This window comes from Luteibacter sp. RCC_6_2 (genome assembly GCF_041360655.1).
In the GTDB taxonomy this organism is placed as follows: Bacteria; Pseudomonadota; Gammaproteobacteria; order Xanthomonadales; family Rhodanobacteraceae; genus Luteibacter.
In genome coordinates, this window is the sequence record NZ_JBFUPQ010000001.1 from 380886 (window position 1) to 397719 (window position 16834).

Annotated in this window: 20 protein-coding genes; 13 read left to right on the forward strand and 7 right to left on the reverse strand. The window is 65.3% G+C overall.

The features are described from left to right. Nucleotides 1–53: 53 nt before the first annotated feature. The gene (locus AB6730_RS01670; protein ID WP_371021930.1) at nucleotides 54–443 is read left to right on the forward strand and encodes a hypothetical protein; all 390 of its coding nucleotides are present in this window, start codon (nucleotides 54–56) and stop codon (nucleotides 441–443) included. A gap of 4 nt (nucleotides 444–447) precedes the next feature. Here AB6730_RS01670 and AB6730_RS01675 read toward each other — a convergent pair whose 3' ends face one another. Both AB6730_RS01675 and AB6730_RS01680 read right to left on the reverse strand, forming a co-directional pair. Then, entirely contained in the window at nucleotides 448–783 is a 336-nt protein-coding gene (locus tag AB6730_RS01675) for a hypothetical protein (protein ID WP_371021931.1), read from the reverse strand. 53 nt (nucleotides 784–836) lie between these two features. Beyond that, nucleotides 837–1559 (reverse strand): murein L,D-transpeptidase catalytic domain family protein, encoded by a 723-nt coding sequence (locus AB6730_RS01680; protein WP_371021932.1) that lies wholly within the window; start codon nucleotides 1557–1559, stop codon nucleotides 837–839. Nucleotides 1560–1694: 135 nt separating this feature from the next. Between AB6730_RS01680 and AB6730_RS01685 the strand changes: the two genes are divergently transcribed. Further along, nucleotides 1695–3434: a murein L,D-transpeptidase gene (locus AB6730_RS01685; RefSeq protein WP_371021933.1), complete on the forward strand. Its 1740-nt coding sequence runs from the start codon at nucleotides 1695–1697 to the stop codon at nucleotides 3432–3434. 304 nt (nucleotides 3435–3738) lie between these two features. Here AB6730_RS01685 and AB6730_RS01690 read toward each other — a convergent pair whose 3' ends face one another. After that, a complete protein-coding gene (locus AB6730_RS01690; RefSeq protein WP_371021934.1) occupies nucleotides 3739–4236 on the reverse strand; it encodes a DUF421 domain-containing protein in 498 nt (165 codons plus the stop codon). A gap of 106 nt (nucleotides 4237–4342) precedes the next feature. Between AB6730_RS01690 and AB6730_RS01695 the strand changes: the two genes are divergently transcribed. The 4 genes from AB6730_RS01695 (at nucleotide 4343) to AB6730_RS01710 (ending at nucleotide 6729) form a co-directional block, all read left to right on the forward strand. After that, nucleotides 4343–4762, forward strand: coding sequence for a low affinity iron permease family protein (locus tag AB6730_RS01695; RefSeq protein WP_371021935.1), 420 nt, complete (start codon nucleotides 4343–4345; stop codon nucleotides 4760–4762). A 70-nt stretch (nucleotides 4763–4832) separates the two neighbouring features. Continuing rightward, entirely contained in the window at nucleotides 4833–5564 is a 732-nt protein-coding gene (locus AB6730_RS01700; RefSeq protein ID WP_371021936.1) for a 2OG-Fe dioxygenase family protein, read from the forward strand. 94 nt (nucleotides 5565–5658) lie between these two features. Then, nucleotides 5659–6177, forward strand: a complete 519-nt coding sequence (locus AB6730_RS01705) for a hypothetical protein (protein ID WP_371021937.1) — start codon at nucleotides 5659–5661, stop codon at nucleotides 6175–6177. A gap of 180 nt (nucleotides 6178–6357) precedes the next feature. Continuing rightward, the gene (locus AB6730_RS01710) at nucleotides 6358–6729 is read left to right on the forward strand and encodes a 2-hydroxyacyl-CoA dehydratase (RefSeq protein ID WP_371021938.1); all 372 of its coding nucleotides are present in this window, start codon (nucleotides 6358–6360) and stop codon (nucleotides 6727–6729) included. Nucleotides 6730–6746: 17 nt separating this feature from the next. Here the strand turns inward: AB6730_RS01710 and AB6730_RS01715 are convergent, their stop codons facing one another. Continuing rightward, a complete protein-coding gene (locus AB6730_RS01715; protein ID WP_371021939.1) occupies nucleotides 6747–7016 on the reverse strand; it encodes a Txe/YoeB family addiction module toxin in 270 nt (89 codons plus the stop codon). A gap of 8 nt (nucleotides 7017–7024) precedes the next feature. Next, entirely contained in the window at nucleotides 7025–7300 is a 276-nt protein-coding gene (locus AB6730_RS01720) for a type II toxin-antitoxin system Phd/YefM family antitoxin (RefSeq protein WP_371021940.1), read from the reverse strand. 77 nt (nucleotides 7301–7377) lie between these two features. Between AB6730_RS01720 and AB6730_RS01725 the strand changes: the two genes are divergently transcribed. From AB6730_RS01725 to AB6730_RS01735, 3 genes are all read left to right on the forward strand, one after another. Beyond that, nucleotides 7378–8190, forward strand: coding sequence for a CHAD domain-containing protein (locus tag AB6730_RS01725; RefSeq protein ID WP_371021941.1), 813 nt, complete (start codon nucleotides 7378–7380; stop codon nucleotides 8188–8190). Nucleotides 8191–8290: 100 nt separating this feature from the next. After that, nucleotides 8291–9013 (forward strand): DUF1080 domain-containing protein, encoded by a 723-nt coding sequence (locus AB6730_RS01730; RefSeq protein WP_371021942.1) that lies wholly within the window; start codon nucleotides 8291–8293, stop codon nucleotides 9011–9013. Nucleotides 9014–9359: 346 nt separating this feature from the next. Beyond that, entirely contained in the window at nucleotides 9360–10655 is a 1296-nt protein-coding gene (locus tag AB6730_RS01735) for a carbohydrate-binding protein (RefSeq protein WP_371021943.1), read from the forward strand. A gap of 68 nt (nucleotides 10656–10723) precedes the next feature. On the opposite strand, the gene comJ is transcribed toward AB6730_RS01735, so the two are convergent. Further along, complete coding sequence (gene comJ, locus AB6730_RS01740) at nucleotides 10724–11185, reverse strand: competence protein ComJ (protein WP_371021944.1); 462 nt, start codon at nucleotides 11183–11185, stop codon at nucleotides 10724–10726. Nucleotides 11186–11310: 125 nt separating this feature from the next. Here comJ and AB6730_RS01745 point away from each other — a divergent pair, with 125 nt between their 5' ends. The 4 genes from AB6730_RS01745 to AB6730_RS01760 all read left to right on the forward strand — a co-directional run bounded on the left by AB6730_RS01745 (nucleotide 11311) and on the right by AB6730_RS01760 (nucleotide 16696). Beyond that, entirely contained in the window at nucleotides 11311–11829 is a 519-nt protein-coding gene (locus AB6730_RS01745; RefSeq protein WP_371021945.1) for an RNA polymerase sigma factor, read from the forward strand. Beyond that, a complete protein-coding gene (locus AB6730_RS01750) occupies nucleotides 11822–12907 on the forward strand; it encodes a FecR family protein (RefSeq protein WP_371021946.1) in 1086 nt (361 codons plus the stop codon). The genes AB6730_RS01745 and AB6730_RS01750 overlap by 8 nt, the downstream gene beginning before the upstream one ends. Nucleotides 12908–12989: 82 nt before the next feature. After that, nucleotides 12990–15464 (forward strand): TonB-dependent receptor domain-containing protein, encoded by a 2475-nt coding sequence (locus tag AB6730_RS01755; RefSeq protein WP_371021947.1) that lies wholly within the window; start codon nucleotides 12990–12992, stop codon nucleotides 15462–15464. Then, nucleotides 15461–16696 carry a histidine-type phosphatase gene (locus tag AB6730_RS01760; protein WP_371021948.1) on the forward strand — a complete coding sequence of 412 codons (1236 nt, stop codon included), beginning with the start codon at nucleotides 15461–15463 and terminating at the stop codon, nucleotides 16694–16696. Before AB6730_RS01755 ends, AB6730_RS01760 begins: the two co-directional genes overlap by 4 nt. Here the strand turns inward: AB6730_RS01760 and AB6730_RS01765 are convergent. After that, nucleotides 16660–16830, reverse strand: a complete 171-nt coding sequence (locus AB6730_RS01765; protein WP_371021949.1) for a hypothetical protein — start codon at nucleotides 16828–16830, stop codon at nucleotides 16660–16662. The two genes, AB6730_RS01760 and AB6730_RS01765, sit on opposite strands and share 37 nt — an antisense overlap. Nucleotides 16831–16834 lie beyond the last annotated feature (4 nt).

Genomic DNA, 16834 nt, shown 5'->3' on the forward strand with positions numbered 1-16834 from the left:
TCCAACGGGGCGGCCATCTGCCCAGGCTCCGGGTTCGGCGCTAGACTCTCGCGATGACCGCCAAGCCCGCCCATACGCCCACCGCCCTCGTCTTCGACCGGGCTCACATGGTGGCGGAAACCGTCGCCCTCGTCCTTGCCGACGCGGGCTACGCGGCGCGCGCCACCGTCACGTACCGCGACGCCAAGCGCGCCTTTCACGAACTGCCGGAACTGGCCCTCATGGTGATCCATGCCGACACCCCCGGGGAGCGCAGGGGCACCGGCCTGCTGCAGGCGCTCATCCGCGAACGGCCGAATACCGCGATCGTGGTCGTATCCAGCCGGTTGCCACAGGACCTCGAACCATTCCCGCTATCCGCGGTGTTCCTCGAGAAGCCCTTCGACCGCGCCCAGTTGCTCGACGCCGTGGAACGCGCGAGGGAATCCCGCCCCCGCGCCTGATCTATCAGAGGCAGGAAATGGCTTCGTCGCGGAAGCGGCCGTCGTAGTCGCCCTTGCCCTTCTGGATTTCGTACATCACCACCTGGGCGCCGGCGCCGCTGGCGGTGACATCGAGGCGCTCGTGCTTGCCGTCGTCATTGGCGGTCACCCGGCCCTTGTCTTCCTTCGCGTCGCCCTTGGCACCCTTGGCAAGGGCCTGCCACTTCGGCTCCACGCATTGCACATAGGCCGTGACGCTCTTGCCCGTCTTGCTGCTGAGCTTGGGCAGGGTATCGGTCATGCCACTGGTGGCGCAGCCGGCGAGGACGGTGCAGGCGGCGATCGCAAGAACGTGTTTCATGCTGGATTCCACGGTAAGGGTCCGGGAATTCTAGCGCGACGGGGTCACCGCGATCAGGTACCCGCGCGTGCGACGACGTTCGCCTCGGCTTTCGCCAGTTGGCCGTTGGTGCATTTGAGGTAATTCGACGAGGCCAGCCAACGCTTGTCCGGATAGTACGAGAACACCATCTGGCCGCCCTTCAACGCGTCGATCAGCTTGTGCGCGATCGCCGTGCGGACCGCCGGGCAACCCCAGCTCCGGCCGATGCGGCCAGCCACTTTCGCCATGGCCTCGTTCACGTAGGCTGCGCCATGGATCACGATGGCACGCGCCATCGCCTGGTCGTTCACGCCGGGCTCGAGCCCCGTCATGCGTAGGGAATAGCCGTTCTTTCCGGTGTAGGTATCCGACGTGCGGAACAGGCCCAGGCTGGATGCGAGGCTGTCGGGCGCGTTGGAGAATTTCGTCGCCGTCGCGTCGCCACTGTTCTTGCCGTGCGCCACCAACTCCTGGAACAACAGCTTGCGATTGACCGTATCGAAGACCCACAGGCGTGGCTGCGACGATGGTTTCGAGTAATCGATCACCGCGAGGCGGTCGGCCGGCAGGCCTCCTTGCGTCTGCGCGCACTCCGCCGCCTGTACAGCCAGTCCGATGACTTTCGGATCGGCCGAGGGGGCCAGCCGCGACAAGGCGTCGCCGAGCGAGTCGGCGGCATGGGCCTGGGCGGGGAGGAAAAACAGTGCGCCGAGCAACGGCGCGGACGCGAGGAGCGTTCGGAACGGTCGAATCATGCGGCCAGCCAGGAGGGGGTACGACGGGGCATCCTAACGTGCTGATCATTTATTGACCACAACGCTGTCACTTCTTTGCCATTCAGATAGGTGAAAGCGTAGGGTAATCAAGGTTCGACAAAGGAAGCACCGATAATGACCATGGAAGCCAAGACGTTATGCCGCGGCGCCCTGATGGCGCTGTGGAGCGCCCTCCCGGCCTTGGCCTGGGGGCAGGCTCTGCCTTCACCCCCTTCCTCCGCGGCCTCCCCGCCACCCATCGTGGCCACGGAGCCGGCGCCGGCCACCAGCGCACCCCCACCCCAGCCGCCACCGGCCGACGACCCGCTCGCGCAGGCCATCTACGCTCGTTTGCAGCAGATGACGCCCCTGGAAGGTGGCCCCCTGCCACGCCAGGACGCGGCGCTCGGCAAGGCGGTGGCCGATTTCTACGCGCAACGTCACTACACCGCCGCCTGGTCGGATGAGACGAACGTGCGGCAACTGCTGGCGGGACTCGCCTCGGTGGAAGGCGACGGGCTCCTGCCCGAGGACTATCAACTCTCCCAGCTGAAGGCCACGGTCGAGGCCCCGGATTGGACGGACGCGTCACCCCAGCGGCGGGCCGAATTCGAGGTGACGGCGACGGGTGCCTACATCACGGCGCTGGTCCAACTGGCCCGTGGAAAGGTGGACCCCGTCCGGCTGGACCCTACCTGGAACTTCGATCCCACCGCGATCGATCCCCAGGAAGGCATGACCTTGCTGCAGACCTCGATCGACGAACGCAGCGTCGACCAGGCCTTCGCCACGGCCCGGCCGCAAAACCCGCTTTACGCGAAGCTGCGCGACGCGCTCGCCCAGCTTCGCGTCACGGCGGCGGAGGGCGACTGGCCCACCGTACCGGACGGCCCCGTGCTGAAACCCGGCATGACGGATGCCCGCGTCGTCGCGTTGCGGGCACGCATGGTCGCGGGTGGTTACCTCGATCCGACGCTCGCCGAAGGCGACCACTTCGACAATCCGCTGAAAGACGCGGTCAAACGCTTCCAGGCCGACCAGTACCTGGACGCCGACGGCAACGTGGGCGGTGAAACGATCGCCGCGCTGAACGTGCCCATCCAGGACCGCATCGGCCAGGTCCGGGCCAACCTCGAACGGGCGCGCTGGTTGCTGCATTCCCTGCAAGGCACCTTCGTCGTGGTCGACGTCGCGGGCTACAAGGTGACCTACTACCGCGACGGCAACCCGGTGTGGAAATCGCGCGTCCAGGTCGGCAAGCCCTACCGCAGTACACCGATCTTCCGTTCGCAAATCACCTACGTCACCTTCAATCCCACCTGGACGATCCCGCCCACGATCCTCAAGAACGATGTCTTGCCGAAGATCCGCAAGAATCCCGCCTACCTCGCCAACAATCGCATCCGGGTGCTCGACAGCAGCGGGAATACGCTGCCGCCTTCGAAGGTGAACTGGGCCAACCCACGGGGGATCACGTTGCGCCAGGACGCCGGGCCCGGGAATTCGCTCGGGCAAGTGGTCATCCGCTTCCCCAATTCGTTCGCCGTCTACCTGCACGACACGCCACACCAGGAACTGTTCGAGAAGGCCAAGCGTGATACGAGTTCGGGATGCATTCGCGTGGAGCACCCGCTCGAACTGGTGGAGTTGTTGTTCAACGACGCGCAGAAATGGAACCGTCAGGCGATCGACGAGCGCATCGCCACGAAGAAGACGCAGAACGTGACCCTGCCCACGGCGGTGCCGGTCCTGCTCGCTTACTGGACCGTCGACATCGCGGACGATGGGAAGCTCGCGTACAAGCCGGACGTGTACCAGCGCGACAGTTCGCTGCTGGCCGCCCTGGACAAGCCCCAGCCTCTTCGTACTCCCTGAGCGGCGATCTTCCTACCCGTCGGCTCGGCCGACGCTGGCAGCGTTGATACCGACCTCGGGGCATAACTCGTCGGTCATCCGAGGAGTTATCGCCCGTGCCAATCCATTCGCTACATGCGCAGTCACCGGCCACTGCCGCCACGGTTCAAGCCATTCGGCGGAGCGAACTGTACTAGTCGGCTGATGTCGACGAATCCTCTGAGCCGCGACTGGATGGTGGAATTCACCGTTCGCTGATTCCATCGGCCCCGCCGAAGCCGGGGCCTCTACGATCCACCGAACCATCGCCTCTACGACCGCCCGCTCATCGCCCGCGCAGTTCCTGCTTCCCAATATCACGTACGAAGGTGATCTTCCCGTTCGGTTCCAGCCGGCCGATCACCACCGAGCTTTCGTCCTCCATGCCCGCCGCGTGCAAGGCACGATTGAACGCCGCCTCGGGAAGATTCTGCCGGCGCATCACTTCGGCATCGCGCCTTCCATGCCGCACGAGTTCGGCGGGCAAGCCCTCCACGAGGCGATTGAAGCGCGGCATGCGCGTACACAACCAGGCAAGCCCCTTGTTCGCCAGCAGGATGCTCGCCACGCCGATGAAGGCACCGAGGTAACTGTGGTCTTCACCGACGATCGCCGTGCGCAAGGTCCCGCCGACGAGCACGAGCACCAGCACATCGAAGGCGGACATCTCGCCGAAGCTTCGCTTACCCGAGATCCGCATGAGGACCAGCAAGCCTACATAGGTCAGGACGCCACGGGCGGCGAAATGCCACCACGGCTCCGAGAGTTCGAACCACTCGTTCATCGCGATGCTCCTCGACTCTTCGCTCGTGCTTCACGGGCCACGAAACACCCTGCGCACGTTGTGGCCGTTCGGCTGCATGGGTGAAGTGAAATCGGGAGACGCGACCATGGCGAGAGACAATAACGACCGGAGTTTCTTTACCCGCATGGCGATGGCGGTGGCAAGGGCGTCGGGTAAGCCGGCCACGTTCGCCACGGCCGTGGCCATCGTCGTGATCTGGGCTGCCACCGGCCCGGTCTTCGGGTTCAACGATACCTGGCAACTGGTGATCAACACCGGCACCACGATCGTCACCTTCCTCATGGTGTTCCTGATCCAGAACACCCAGAACCGTGACACGGCCGCGATTCAGATCAAGCTCGACGAACTGATCAATGCGTTGAACGGGGCCAACCCCGCCTTGCTCGACCTGGAGGAGCTGGACGAAGTCACCCTCGAAAAGATCCGCGCCCACTACACGCGTCGCGCGGCCAAGGCGCGCAACGCGCAAGGACATGACGGCGACCCGGAACACGAAGCCCCCTGATCCCCGGTGCACGCCTGCCGGGGCCGTTTGCCGCAGTGCGGGGATGGGACGCCGCCGTATACTGCAAGTCATGAACGCGCCCCTCGATGTCAGCGAAACGACCCTCCACGACCAGGTCCGGGACGAGGGTTTCGCCTTCGTGCACGGTCCGCACATGCGGACCATGGTCGAACACCTGGCACCACTGAGCGATTGGGATGCCTTCGTCGCCAGCTGGAACGCGCTCGAGCCGGACACCTACCTGGCGGCCACGGGGCGTTTTCGACGCCGCCGCCACGCCACCTTCGCCGCATCCCGTTTCGGCCGTGTGGAGCCGAGGCCGCACCAGGCACATTTCCAGACCCTCACCTACAACCGCCTGCAGGGCGATATCGCGCGTTGGTTCGAGCCGGTCCTTCCGGAAATCGCCACCGGTGCCACGATGAGCGCGATCCTCGATTTCTGCCGCGACTTCTTCGGTGGGCTGTCTCCCGAGATCGGTCAATGGCACGTCGAGGTGCACCAGTTCCGCATCGAGGCCACGGCTGGCGCGGCAGGCGAGCCCACCCCTGAAGGCAGCCATCGCGATGGCGTCGACTATGTGCTGGTGCTGCTGGTCGACCGGGAGAACATCGCCAGCGGGACCACCACCATCCATGCGCCCGACGGGCGCGCGCTGGGCGAGTTCACCCTGGCTCAACCGCTCGACGCCGCGCTGATCCACGATCCAAGGGTGTTCCACGGGGTGACGCCGGTCACGCCACTGGACCCGGCGAAGGCGTCGCACCGAGACGTGCTGGTCGTGACCTTCCGCGCCGCCTGAGCCGCGTTTTCGCGTTCGCGCGAAGTCCACCGCCGGTTCACGGCGGCTGGGGCGTACTGCGATCCACCGCAGCCGCCGCCATGCCGAGGCCTCCATGAAAGCGTCCGTCTACTGCACCGCCCGCACCATGGAGCAGGCCGAGCACATCGTCCTCGAACTCAAGCAGGCCGGCTTTACCAGCGACGATATCTCCGCCCTCCTGCCAGACCGGCGCGGGACACGCGATTTCGCGCATGAACACCACACGAAGGCACCCGAGGGCGCCACCGCCGGCGGCGTGGTCGGGTTCGGCCTTGGCGCAGGTCTCGGTTGGCTGGCCGGCGTGGGCTCGCTTGCCATTCCCGGCATCGGCCCCTTCATCGCCGCCGGCCCGATCATGGCGGCGCTCAGCGGCGCGGCGGTGGGCACGGCGACAGGCGGGCTCATCGGCGCCCTGGTCGGCATGGGCATCCCGGAGTTCGAAGCCAAGCGCTATGACGCCAAGGTGCGCGAAGGCAGCATTCTTATTTCCGTGCACACCGACAGCGGCCACCAGCGCGACGTGGCCCGCGAGATCTTCCGCAACAACCACGCCGAGGACATCTCCACGGGCACCGAGGCCAGTGTCTCCTGATATCCACAGGCGCTGTGGAAAGCACCTGCATAACCATGTGGATAAGTCCGACGTTGCCTTACGCGACGGTCACTTGCGTCGTATTGGTCACATAATCGTCACGATTTGTCGGCCGCCAATCTCAAGCCGGGAACGGACGACCGTGCCACAATAGGCGTTCCTCCGGCTCCAAGCAGTACGATGAACTCGTCCGGCAAATACGACTTCAAGCAGTTCCAGGAGGAACTTGCCGCTCTCGACCGTCAGGCCTCGGGAAGCAAGCCTCCTGCGGCCGATCCCGCGCCTCCCAAGCCGGCGGCTCCCGAACCGGCCGCCCCGAAGCGCCGCGGGCGCCCGCCCAAGGTCGACCCCCTGGCCGGTGCCCGGGTGGAGTTCGAAGCCTTGCGCCTGCGCCATGGCCTCACGGTGGCCGATGTGGTGTCCTGGTTCCCCCCGGAGGAAGGCGTCGCCTACCTGCAAGCCCTGATCGCCGCCAGCGAGCCGAAGCCACGGCGGCGACGCAAGGCCCTCGATGCGGATGCCGATCCGGGTGAGGCCGACGCCGCCGGCTGATCGAGGGCGCGAAGCCTTCAATGATCGTCGTAGTGGTAACGGCAGCTGACGATTTCGAGGCGATCGTCGCAGGCGGCATAGACCAGCCTGTTCTTTTCATCGATGCGCCGCGACCAGAATCCCTTGAGATCACCCGATAGCGGTTTGGGCCGTCCCGTGCCTTCGAATGGCGTGCGCATGGCTTCCCTGATCAGGGCGTTGATGCGCTTTAGCGTCTTGCGATCATGGGTCTGCCGGAGCTCGTAGTCGGTCCAGCTCTCCGCGGTGAAAAGGAGCGTCCTGCTCATCGTCGGCGTCAATCCTCGGGTGCGGGATCGACGAGGGTTCGGGACGACAGACGACCTGCCCGCAGTTGTTCGACCGAGCGGGCAAGATGCTCACGATTTCCGCCGCGCAGCAGGTAAGCCGTTTCTTCCATGCTTTCCCACACGCCGGCCGGAACCATGTAGACGGCGCGACTGCCATCGTGATCGCCTCTGCGAGTCACTATCGTGACCTCCATATCGTTGACGACGTCGTCCAGGACGGAAGCGAGGTTGTTACGAACCTCGGAATAATTGATGGCGCGCATCGCACACCTCACTTGTACAATTAACGGTACAAGTATAGCCCGACGTGTCGGGACGTCAACTTTGCTATCTAATGCGCATGCCCCAGACGACCGCGCCGACCATCGCCGAAGCCCTCGCTTCCTTCGCGGTCCGGGAGTGCCGCACGGCCATGCGCGCCCTGGCGGACGCAAAACAGCGCCATCGCGGCGTCCATGAGGCACGAAAGGCCATTCGCCGCCTGAAGAGCCTGCTCACCCTTGCGGCGGAGCCGTTCGCCGAATCGCTGCCGTCGATCGAAACGACCCTGGGCCGCCTCGCCACCGGGTTGTCGCCGCTGCGGGATGCCTACGTGGCGGTCAACACGGCTCGCACGGTCGCGGGTCCCATGCCCTCTTCCGAATGGCGACACGCCATCGAGGCCCTGGAACATCGCAGCGAAGGGCGTCTCGTGGCTGCCCTGGCCAGGGACCCGCGTTTCCTCAAGCGCCGGCGCGAACTTCGCGACCTGGCGGCCACGATAGAAGCGCTGCCCTGGCAAGAGGTACGCCGCGACACCGTCGAACAGGCGATCGCCCGTTCGGAGCGGCGCGTCGCCAAGGCGCACAAGCGCGCATCCCATCACCCGTCGCCGGTCAACCTGCACCGCTGGCGACGCCGTGCGCGACGCCTGCGCATGCAACTCGATGCCTGGCGCAAGGTATTGAAGGTGACCGGCAAGTCGTCGCATCACCGCGCGCACGAGGACAAGGCCGCGGCGCATGCGATGTCGAAGCTCTCCGATGCCCTCGGCGCGAAACAAGACCTCCGGGCGCTGCGCACGGCGCTGCGTTCGTTGCGAGAACCGGAAGCGGTAGCGCCATTGCTGGAGCAGATCCGCCAGGAACTGAAGAAGCACCGGAAGATCGGTTGAACCGCCTGCCGGTCCATGGAAGTCCAGACGTCCATACCTCGACGCATGGCATCGCTTGCAAGGTGGGGTACCCTCGCCGCTCCACTCCCCGGAGCTTCCCATGATTCGCAATCGCTTGAAGATCGCAGCGATGGCCTTCGGCCTCGCCACCCTGCCCGTGCACGCCGCGGACAAGGAACAGGGCTGGACCTCGCTTTTCGACGGCAAGACGCTCGCTGGATGGCATTCATTCGGACAGGAAGGCATCGGCAAGGACTGGAGCGTCGTCGACGGCACCATCCAGCTCCAGCGCGACCTGAAGGCTCCCGCGCGCGATTTCGCCGACCTCGTCACCGACAAGGCATACGAGAACTTCGACCTCAAGCTCGAATGGACCATGACGCCCTGCGCCGACGCCGGCATCATGTTCAACGTGCAGGAGTCGCCCAAATACCACGAGACTTGGGAAACCGGCCCCGAAATGCAGATTGCCGACCTGGTCTGCACCAAGCCGGACAGCTACACCCTGTACGAACGATCGGGCGACCTGTTCGACCTCATCTCCTCCGACATCGAGAACGTCAAGGAGCACGGAAACTGGAACACGGTGGAGATCATCGTCGACCACGGCCACGTGCAGTTCTTCCAGAACGGCCACAAGACCGTCGACACGACGTTATGGACGCCTGAGTGGAATGCCCTCGTCGCGAAGACGAAATTCGCGAAAATGCCGGACTTCGCCCGCTTCCATAAGGGACACATCTCCCTGCAAGGCGGCGAAGACAAGGGCATCGAGCCGATCCGGATTTCGTACCGGAACATCCGGATCAAAGAACTCGGCTGAGGGCACACCTCGCCATGACCTTCGTTGTCATTCGAAGACATTTGACCGATCAAGGGCTCGCCGGCGCCTGACGCGGCGCATCAGGTGCCGATGAGTCCTCTTTCCCGCGAATTCGCCTTCATGCGCCGATTGATCCGCCGCACCGCGCCATCGAATCGTTAAATGCGATTCACGCCGACGGTCACACTTCGTCACATTGCAAATAGACAACGTTGTCATTGAGGACTAAACCGGAGCCGCGTTTCGCTGCGGCTGCTCCGCGCCGAACGCATCAGGGGAACGGGGGACACGGTCTCGACCGTGGGCCAGCGAGCCCCTTCCAACTACTTCGGTCTGGAGGCGCTCCATGTTCATGAAGACATCCGGTGTGCGGTCTCGTGCGGTTATCGGTGGGTGTTCGGGCACGCTGGGCGTGGCCATCGCCATCGCCCTCTCTTCGGTGGTACCGGTGCGACAGGCCCACGCGGCCGGTGCCTGCGCAGCGGCGTGGAACGCGACGGCGGTCTATACCGCCGGCAACACGGCCAGCGAGAACGGCACCAACTACGTCGCCAACTGGTGGACGCAAGGCAACGACCCTGCCACCAACAACGGTGGCAGCGGATCGGGACAACCATGGACCTCGCAGGGCTCGTGTACCGGCGGCGACACGCCACCACCCGATAACCCGCCACCGGACAATCCGCCCCCGACCAGCGGCACCCTGCTCTTCAGTCCCTACAAGGACATCACCATCAACCTCGACTGGAACACCAACGTCATGTCGACGATGGTGACCGGCACACGTCTGCCGGTCGTGGGCAGCGGCAGCCTCGTCTCCACCCAGGTGCCGAACCTCGGCGCGATCACACTGGCTTTCGCCACGGGTGAATGCGGAAGCGAGAACTGGGGTGGCGTGCCCGCGGCGGCCTTCGCCAGCGCCAACATCGCGCGCCTGAACAGCGCGGGCGTGAACTATGTCGTATCGACGGGCGGCCAGGCGGGTGTGTTCACGTGCGGCAGCGCGACCGGCATGGCGAAGTTCCTCTCCACGTACATGACCTCGCACATGGTCGGTGTCGACTTCGACATCGAGAGCGGACAAACGCCCGCACAGCTCAATGCCCTGGTCAGCAACGCCGTCTACGCCGAAAGCCTGTACCCGAACCTGCGCTTCTCCTTCACCCTCGCCACGCTGGCCGCATCCGACGGCAGCTATGGCGGCGTGAATGCCACCGGCGACGCGGTCGTGCGCGCGGTGAAAGCTTCGGGCCTCAAGAACTACACCATCAACCTCATGACCATGGATTACGGCTCCGCCGGTCCGGGCATTTGCGTGGTGAAGAACGGCAGCTGCGACATGGGCCAGTCGGCGATCCAGGCGGTGACCAACCTGCAACACACCTATGGCATCCCGCTGAGCAAGATCGAGATCACCCCGATGATCGGCGTGAACGATGTCTCGAGCGAGACCTTCACCATCGCCGATATCGACACGGTCACCAACTACGCCTCCGCGAACAAGCTGGCCGGCCTGCACTTCTGGTCGCTCGACCGCGACAATCCCTGCTCGGGTGGGTTCGCTTCGCCCACGTGCAACTCCGTGCCCAGCACGACCGTATTGCAATACACGAAGCGTTTCCTGAGCAACCTCGGCAAGTGACGGCCGCTCGATCGCGGAGCCGACGAGGCTCCGCGATCGAGCGAAACCAGGGGCCGCGTCGACCGGCCTCAGGCCGCGACCGCCGCCAGGTCGAAATCCGCCAGCCGCGTGATGGCCGGGTCGGCGACGGGAATGGCGAAACGGGGTTCGGCGTCCGCCAGGAAGGTCAGTTCCAGGCGCGGTGAATCGAAGAAGGTCGCGCGCAGGAGATAACTTCCCGGCAGCCACGCGATCATCCTCGTATCGCCGACTCCACCCACCTCGATGCCATTGACCATGGGCAGGAGGAAGGGCACCTCGATCACGCGTACCGCATCGGACGCCATGAGCTGGTACCCCCGGACCCGGGTCACCTGGATATGGTGAAGACCGTCTTCCTGATGAAGGCGGAACGAGGCCGAACCGGGACGCCATGCGAAACCCTGGGCGATCTGCCGTTCGCTCCAGGCGCTGAAGGGCGAGTCCATCGCCGCCCAGCAGACGACGATCTGCTGCCGGGTCAGCCGTACGTCGACGAGCGTCCTGTCCATGCGTCCTCCTGACGAAAGCGACCCTGATGATACTCGTGATTATTTGCGCGTGCCGGAAACCGGCCGGCAAGTAACACGGTTGCCATACAACGACCCTAGGCTCGCGTGACGAACCTGGAGCCACTGTGTCGACCGAGACGCCGCAGAGCTGGGCGCGCCTCCTCGTGGACAAGGGCCCGTCACTCGCCAACTACTTTCTTCGCCGCGTGGCCCATCGCTGGGACGCGCAGGACCTGGTGCAGGAGGTTTACCTGCGCCTGCTCCGGTCTGGCCAGGGCGACACGGGCGCGGTTCGTAACCCGGAAGCCTACCTGTTCACCGTGGCCGCCAACCTGGTGAAGGAGCATGCACAGCTGCGCCAGCGGGCCCCGGTCGGTAGCGAAGGCCTCGAGGAAGTCATGGAGCGGCTGGCCACCCCTTGCGATGCGGGTGCGGACATCGATCGCCAGCTGCGCCGGCAGCGGCTGGCCACCTTGATCGACCGGCTCTCGCCGAAATGCCGCGCCGTGCTGGTGCTGCATTATCGCGACGAGCTTTCGTATCGCGAGATCGGCGAACGCTTGTCGATCTCGCCGAACATGGTGAAGAAATACATCGTCAAGGGACTGGCCGCGTGCCGGCAAGGATTGCAGCGTTATGAATGATCGGCGCATCACCGAGGAAGCGGCTGGCTGGTACCTCGACATGCGCGAGAACCCCGGGGCGTACGCCCAGGAGCAGTTCCTCGCATGGTTGCGCCGCTCGCCACAGCACGTGGCCGAGTACCTGGCCATCGCCCAGCTGCACGGCGACATGCGTGCGGTCGCGGCGATGGATGGCATGTCGCTGGACGAGCTTCGGGCGCTGGCCGCGACGGAACCGAGCGTGGTTCCGCTGAGGCGCGACCAGGCGGCCGGACCGCGGGAGGTCCCGGCAACGCAACCCCGGCGGCGCCAGCCCGCCCGCTGGGCTGCGGCCGCCTCGATCCTCTTGCTGGCGGCCATCGCATGGTTCCTGGGCCGGCCGCCGGCGGACACGCCCGGCGTCCGCTATGCCGCCACGGCAGATGGCGTCCGGACCGTCACGCTGGCCGACGACACCCGGATACAGCTTTCGCCGGGCAGCGTCGTGGATGTCCGCTTCGACGACCGCTCGCGCCGCATCGAACTCGTATCCGGCGACGCGTCGTTCGATGTCGGCAAGGACGCGACCCGCCCGATGGAAGTAAGCGCCGGTGGGCAGCGCATCGAGGACATCGGCACCGTGTTCGACGTCAGCCGCCGCTCCGGCGACGTCGAGGTATCGGTGATCAGCGGCCGCGTGGCGATCTCCAATGCACCGGCACCTTGGCTGGACCATGCCCGGCTTCGCCTCACCGGCCAGGGGTGGCCGGCCGAACGCGTCGCCGAGATCGGTGGCGGTGAAACCGCGCGGGTGTCGGCGGATGGACGGCTGGTCGGCCGAGGCAAGGCCGACGTGGCCACGGTCGCCACATGGCTACCCGCCGAAATCCGCTTCCACGACAGCCGCATCGCCGACGTGGCACGCCGTTTCAATGCCTATACCGCGACGCCGTTGTCCGTGGACGACCCCGTCCTTGCGGAGAAACGCATCAGTGGCGCGTTCCATGCGCGCGACCCGGAAGCCTTCGTGAGCTACCTGGGCAGCCTGCCTGATGTCCGCGTGGTGCGCGAGCCGAAGCGCATTCGTTTCACCTCGGCGCGTGCCAGCCGCCGGCTGTAAGAAAAAATTCATCGAGATAGCGGTACCCGATGGGATGCGGGCGGACTCTTTGAAGGTATATCCCATCGAAGGAAGTTCCTCCATGCGTCGTTCGCTCGCCTTCTGCATCGCCCTGGCCCTTGCCGGTCCGCCCGTGTCGTCCGCCTTCGCGGAAGCCCCCGCCACGACACCCATCGCGTCGACGTCACTGGCGCAGGCGCTCGACCAGTTCGCGCAGGAATCAGGCTGGCAGGTGGTCTACGACGCCAGCGTATCGGACGCGATGCGCAGCGGTGCCGCGCCCGGAGGTGTCCCGGCGGAGCAGCAACTGGCCGCCCTGCTGCAAGGCACGCACATGACCTATCGGTTCGTCACGCCCACCACGGTGAAGATCGTCCCGGGAAACGCGCGGGCCGGCATCGCCCCGGCCAACGCCACCATCCCACCCGTCGACACCCGTGACGAAGCGAAGAACCTCGCCCCCGTCAGCGTCCACGCCAATGCGGTCGATACGCTGGCACCGAGCGCCGCGCCACTGGACGCCACGCAACCGACGTCGGTGATCGACGAACGCTTCATCCGCGACGGCCTGCGTTTCAACGCCAACTTCGACGACATCATCAAATACGCACCGAGCATCACGGTGACCTCGCCGGAGGGCCCCGGGCTGGGCAAGAACGAAGGCATCAGCCTGCGCGGATTCCAGGACGGCCAATTCAACATCACCTTCGACGGTATTCCCTTCGGCGACGCGAGCGACCTGCACCACACGACCTCGGCCTATTTCAACAACCACGTGCTCGGCCAGGCCGAAATCGACCGCGGCCCCGGTGGCGGCAGCACCATCGGCAACGCCACCTTCGGCGGCACGATCGCCTTGCGCTCGCGCGATCCCTCGGACGAGCCCGGCATCACACCCTATCTCACGCTCGGCAGTTGGAACACACGTGCTGGCGGTGTCGCCGCCGACGAATCGTTCGGCAATACGCGCGTCTTCGCGGACATCTCCAAGGAGTCCAGCGACACCTACCTCAAGGGAACCGAGGACAAGCGTGAACACGCCTTCGTGAAGACCATCAGCCAACTGGGCGGTGTCACCACGCTCACCTTCGTCACCAGCTACAACCGAGAACACCAGAACACCGTGCAAGGCGCCACCAAGGACGAGATCGACCGTTTCGGCTGGCGTTTCGGCCTCGGCGACGACCCGGCCGTGCAGAACTACAAGGGCGCGAACAACGCGGCCTACTATTCGAGCTTCACCTACCTGGGCCTGACCAGCCAGGTCGGCGGCTGGGATGTCGACGACAAGGTCTACTACAACACCTTCGACCATTGGGCGCGGAAAGCCGCCGATGCCACCGACATCGATCCCGCGGACAACGGCGTCACTTTCTATAACGCGAAAGGCAAGAAGGTTTCCACGGCACCCACGGACCTCCCGGGCAAGCTGTCCGACTCCGGCTTCCACGCGTTCGGCAACGTCCTTCGGTTGGGCCACGACCTCGGACCCGGCACCTTGCTCACCGGCGCCTGGCTCGAACGCAACATCGATGCGCGTTACCAGTATCCCGTGGACCTGACCACGGGCGCGAAAACCGGCACCAAATACGGGCCTGTCGAAAACTACGACCTGTCCGACCGTACCGACACCGTACAACCCTATGTGCAATACGACTGGAAGCCGACCGATAGCATCACGGTGAGCCCCGGCATCCGCTATTCCGAGGTGACGCGCAGCATCGACGCACCGCTGAACAAGGTCTCTCCCCCGGTACCGCTCACGGCGGAAGCGACCTACCACGCCACCCTGCCCTCCATCAGCATCCACGATCGCCTCAGCGATTCGTGGAGCGCCTATGCACAGGCCGCCAAGGGCTTCCTCGCCCCGCCGATCGACGTGATCCAGGTCAATGGATCGCGCGGCCTGTCGCCGGAAACCACGCGCAACTACCAGCTCGGCACGGCCTACGCCTCGCGTGAACTGACCTTTGGCGCGGACATCTACTACATCGATTTCTCGAACTACATCTCGCAGACCGAAGTCGCCACCGACAACGGCAACGAGGACACCTTCGTCAACGGTGGCGGCGCCATCTACAAGGGCGCCGAGGTGGAGGCCACCTGGGCCCTCACGCGCACGGTGAGCCTGTACGGCAATGCGAGCTACAACAAGGCCACCTACAAGGACAGCAGCGTGCAGATCGCCGGCACGCCGAAGGTCACCGCGGCGCTGGGCCTGCTATACAGCGGAAGCAACGGTTACTTCGGCTCGCTGATGGGCAAGTTCCTCGGCCACCAGTACGGCATCGATAACACCACGGGCGACGACGGCAACCTGGTCTTCCACAACGACCAGCGCATCGCGGGATACCTGACCGTCGATGCCGCCGCGGGTTACCGTACCGACAAGGGCCCGGCGGGCACCAAGGGCTTCTCGGTGAGCGTGGACGTGAACAACCTCTTCAACGTGCACAAGTTCACCGGTTACGCGGGAACCCAGTCGGTCAGCGGCGCACCGCTGTACTTCGGCCTGCCCGGCCGCGGCATCTTCCTCGACCTGTCGGTGAAGCTGTGAGGGTCGCGTCCAGGCTCGTCTTTCTCGCCCTGGCCTGCGTGGCGTCGACAGCCGCGACGGCTGCCAGCGATGACGCCAGGCTGGAGATCGTGCTGATGCGCCATGGCGTGCGCTCGCCCACGAAACCCGCGGCGACCTATGTCGACTATGCCCGCGGAACGTGGCCCGAATGGCCCGTGGCGCCAGGCCAACTCACTGCGCATGGGCGTGATGGCATGCGGTCCATCGGCAAGCAGTTGCACCGGCTAGTCGTCGCCGACGGTGCCATGGGCAAGGGCTGCCCGGCATCCTCATCGCTCGTGGTCGTCGGCGACAGCACGCCACGCAACCGTGACAGCAGTGTGGCCCTGCTTGCGGGGATGACGCCGGGCTGCGACATCGGTTACCTCGCCACGGACGGTGACACGAACAACCCCCTGTTCCACTTCCGCAAGGACGAGAACGACGATGACGACGGCACGGCGGCGCCCGTGAAGCCACCCGTGGCGCTGGCCGAGCTGCAGTCGCTGCTATTGGATTGCGCCGGATCGTCGTGCGCGGACGCCGCGAAACGCGGCGGCAAGCGCCTCCTTCCCACGGACACGGGCAAGGCGATGAAGCTCGCCGGGACGCTCAGCGAAAACCTGATGCTCGCCTATGCGGAAGGCATGCCGATGAACCTCGTCGCCTTCGGTCGCGGCGACGGTGTGCTTCTCGGGCGTCTTATCGCCTTGCACAACGCTCAGTTCGAGGCGACGAAGAAGGCCATGCCGGCCGCCGCCCGCGCCGGCTCGAACCTCGTCGCACACATCGCCGCGACGTTCGACGCCGCGCTTGGCAAGAAACCGTCCGTCGAGCCGCTCGTGACATCGAAACGCGGCGTCGTGGTGCTTGTCGGCCACGACACCAACCTCGCTAATGTCGCGGGTGTACTCGGCCTGGATTGGCATGATCCGAAACGCCCGGACGATTACCCGCCAGGGGGTGCCATCGTCCTGTCACTGGTAACCCACGAAGGCCATGACGCCATTCGCATCCGCAGTCTCATGCCGGACATGGACCAGTTACGGGCCAATCACTTCGACGGCATGAAGGCACAGCCCGTCCGTATCGCCGGATGCCGTCTCGTTGGCGAGTGCACGGTGGAAGAGTTCCGCGCGATGGTCGAACACGGCGTCGACACGACGCGCGTCGACGCCGCCCTCCCGCCGATGGTTCAGACGACGGGACGCGCTTTATCGCGGAGCCTCTGAACGAGCCCGATCCAGAAGGCCAACTCGAACAGCACGCCAAGACCGACCAGGATCATGACGCCGGCGATGCTGCCGGCGACATAGGAACCTGCGGCTGCCAGGACCAGGAGCACGAGCACCAACGTGTGTTTCATGGGT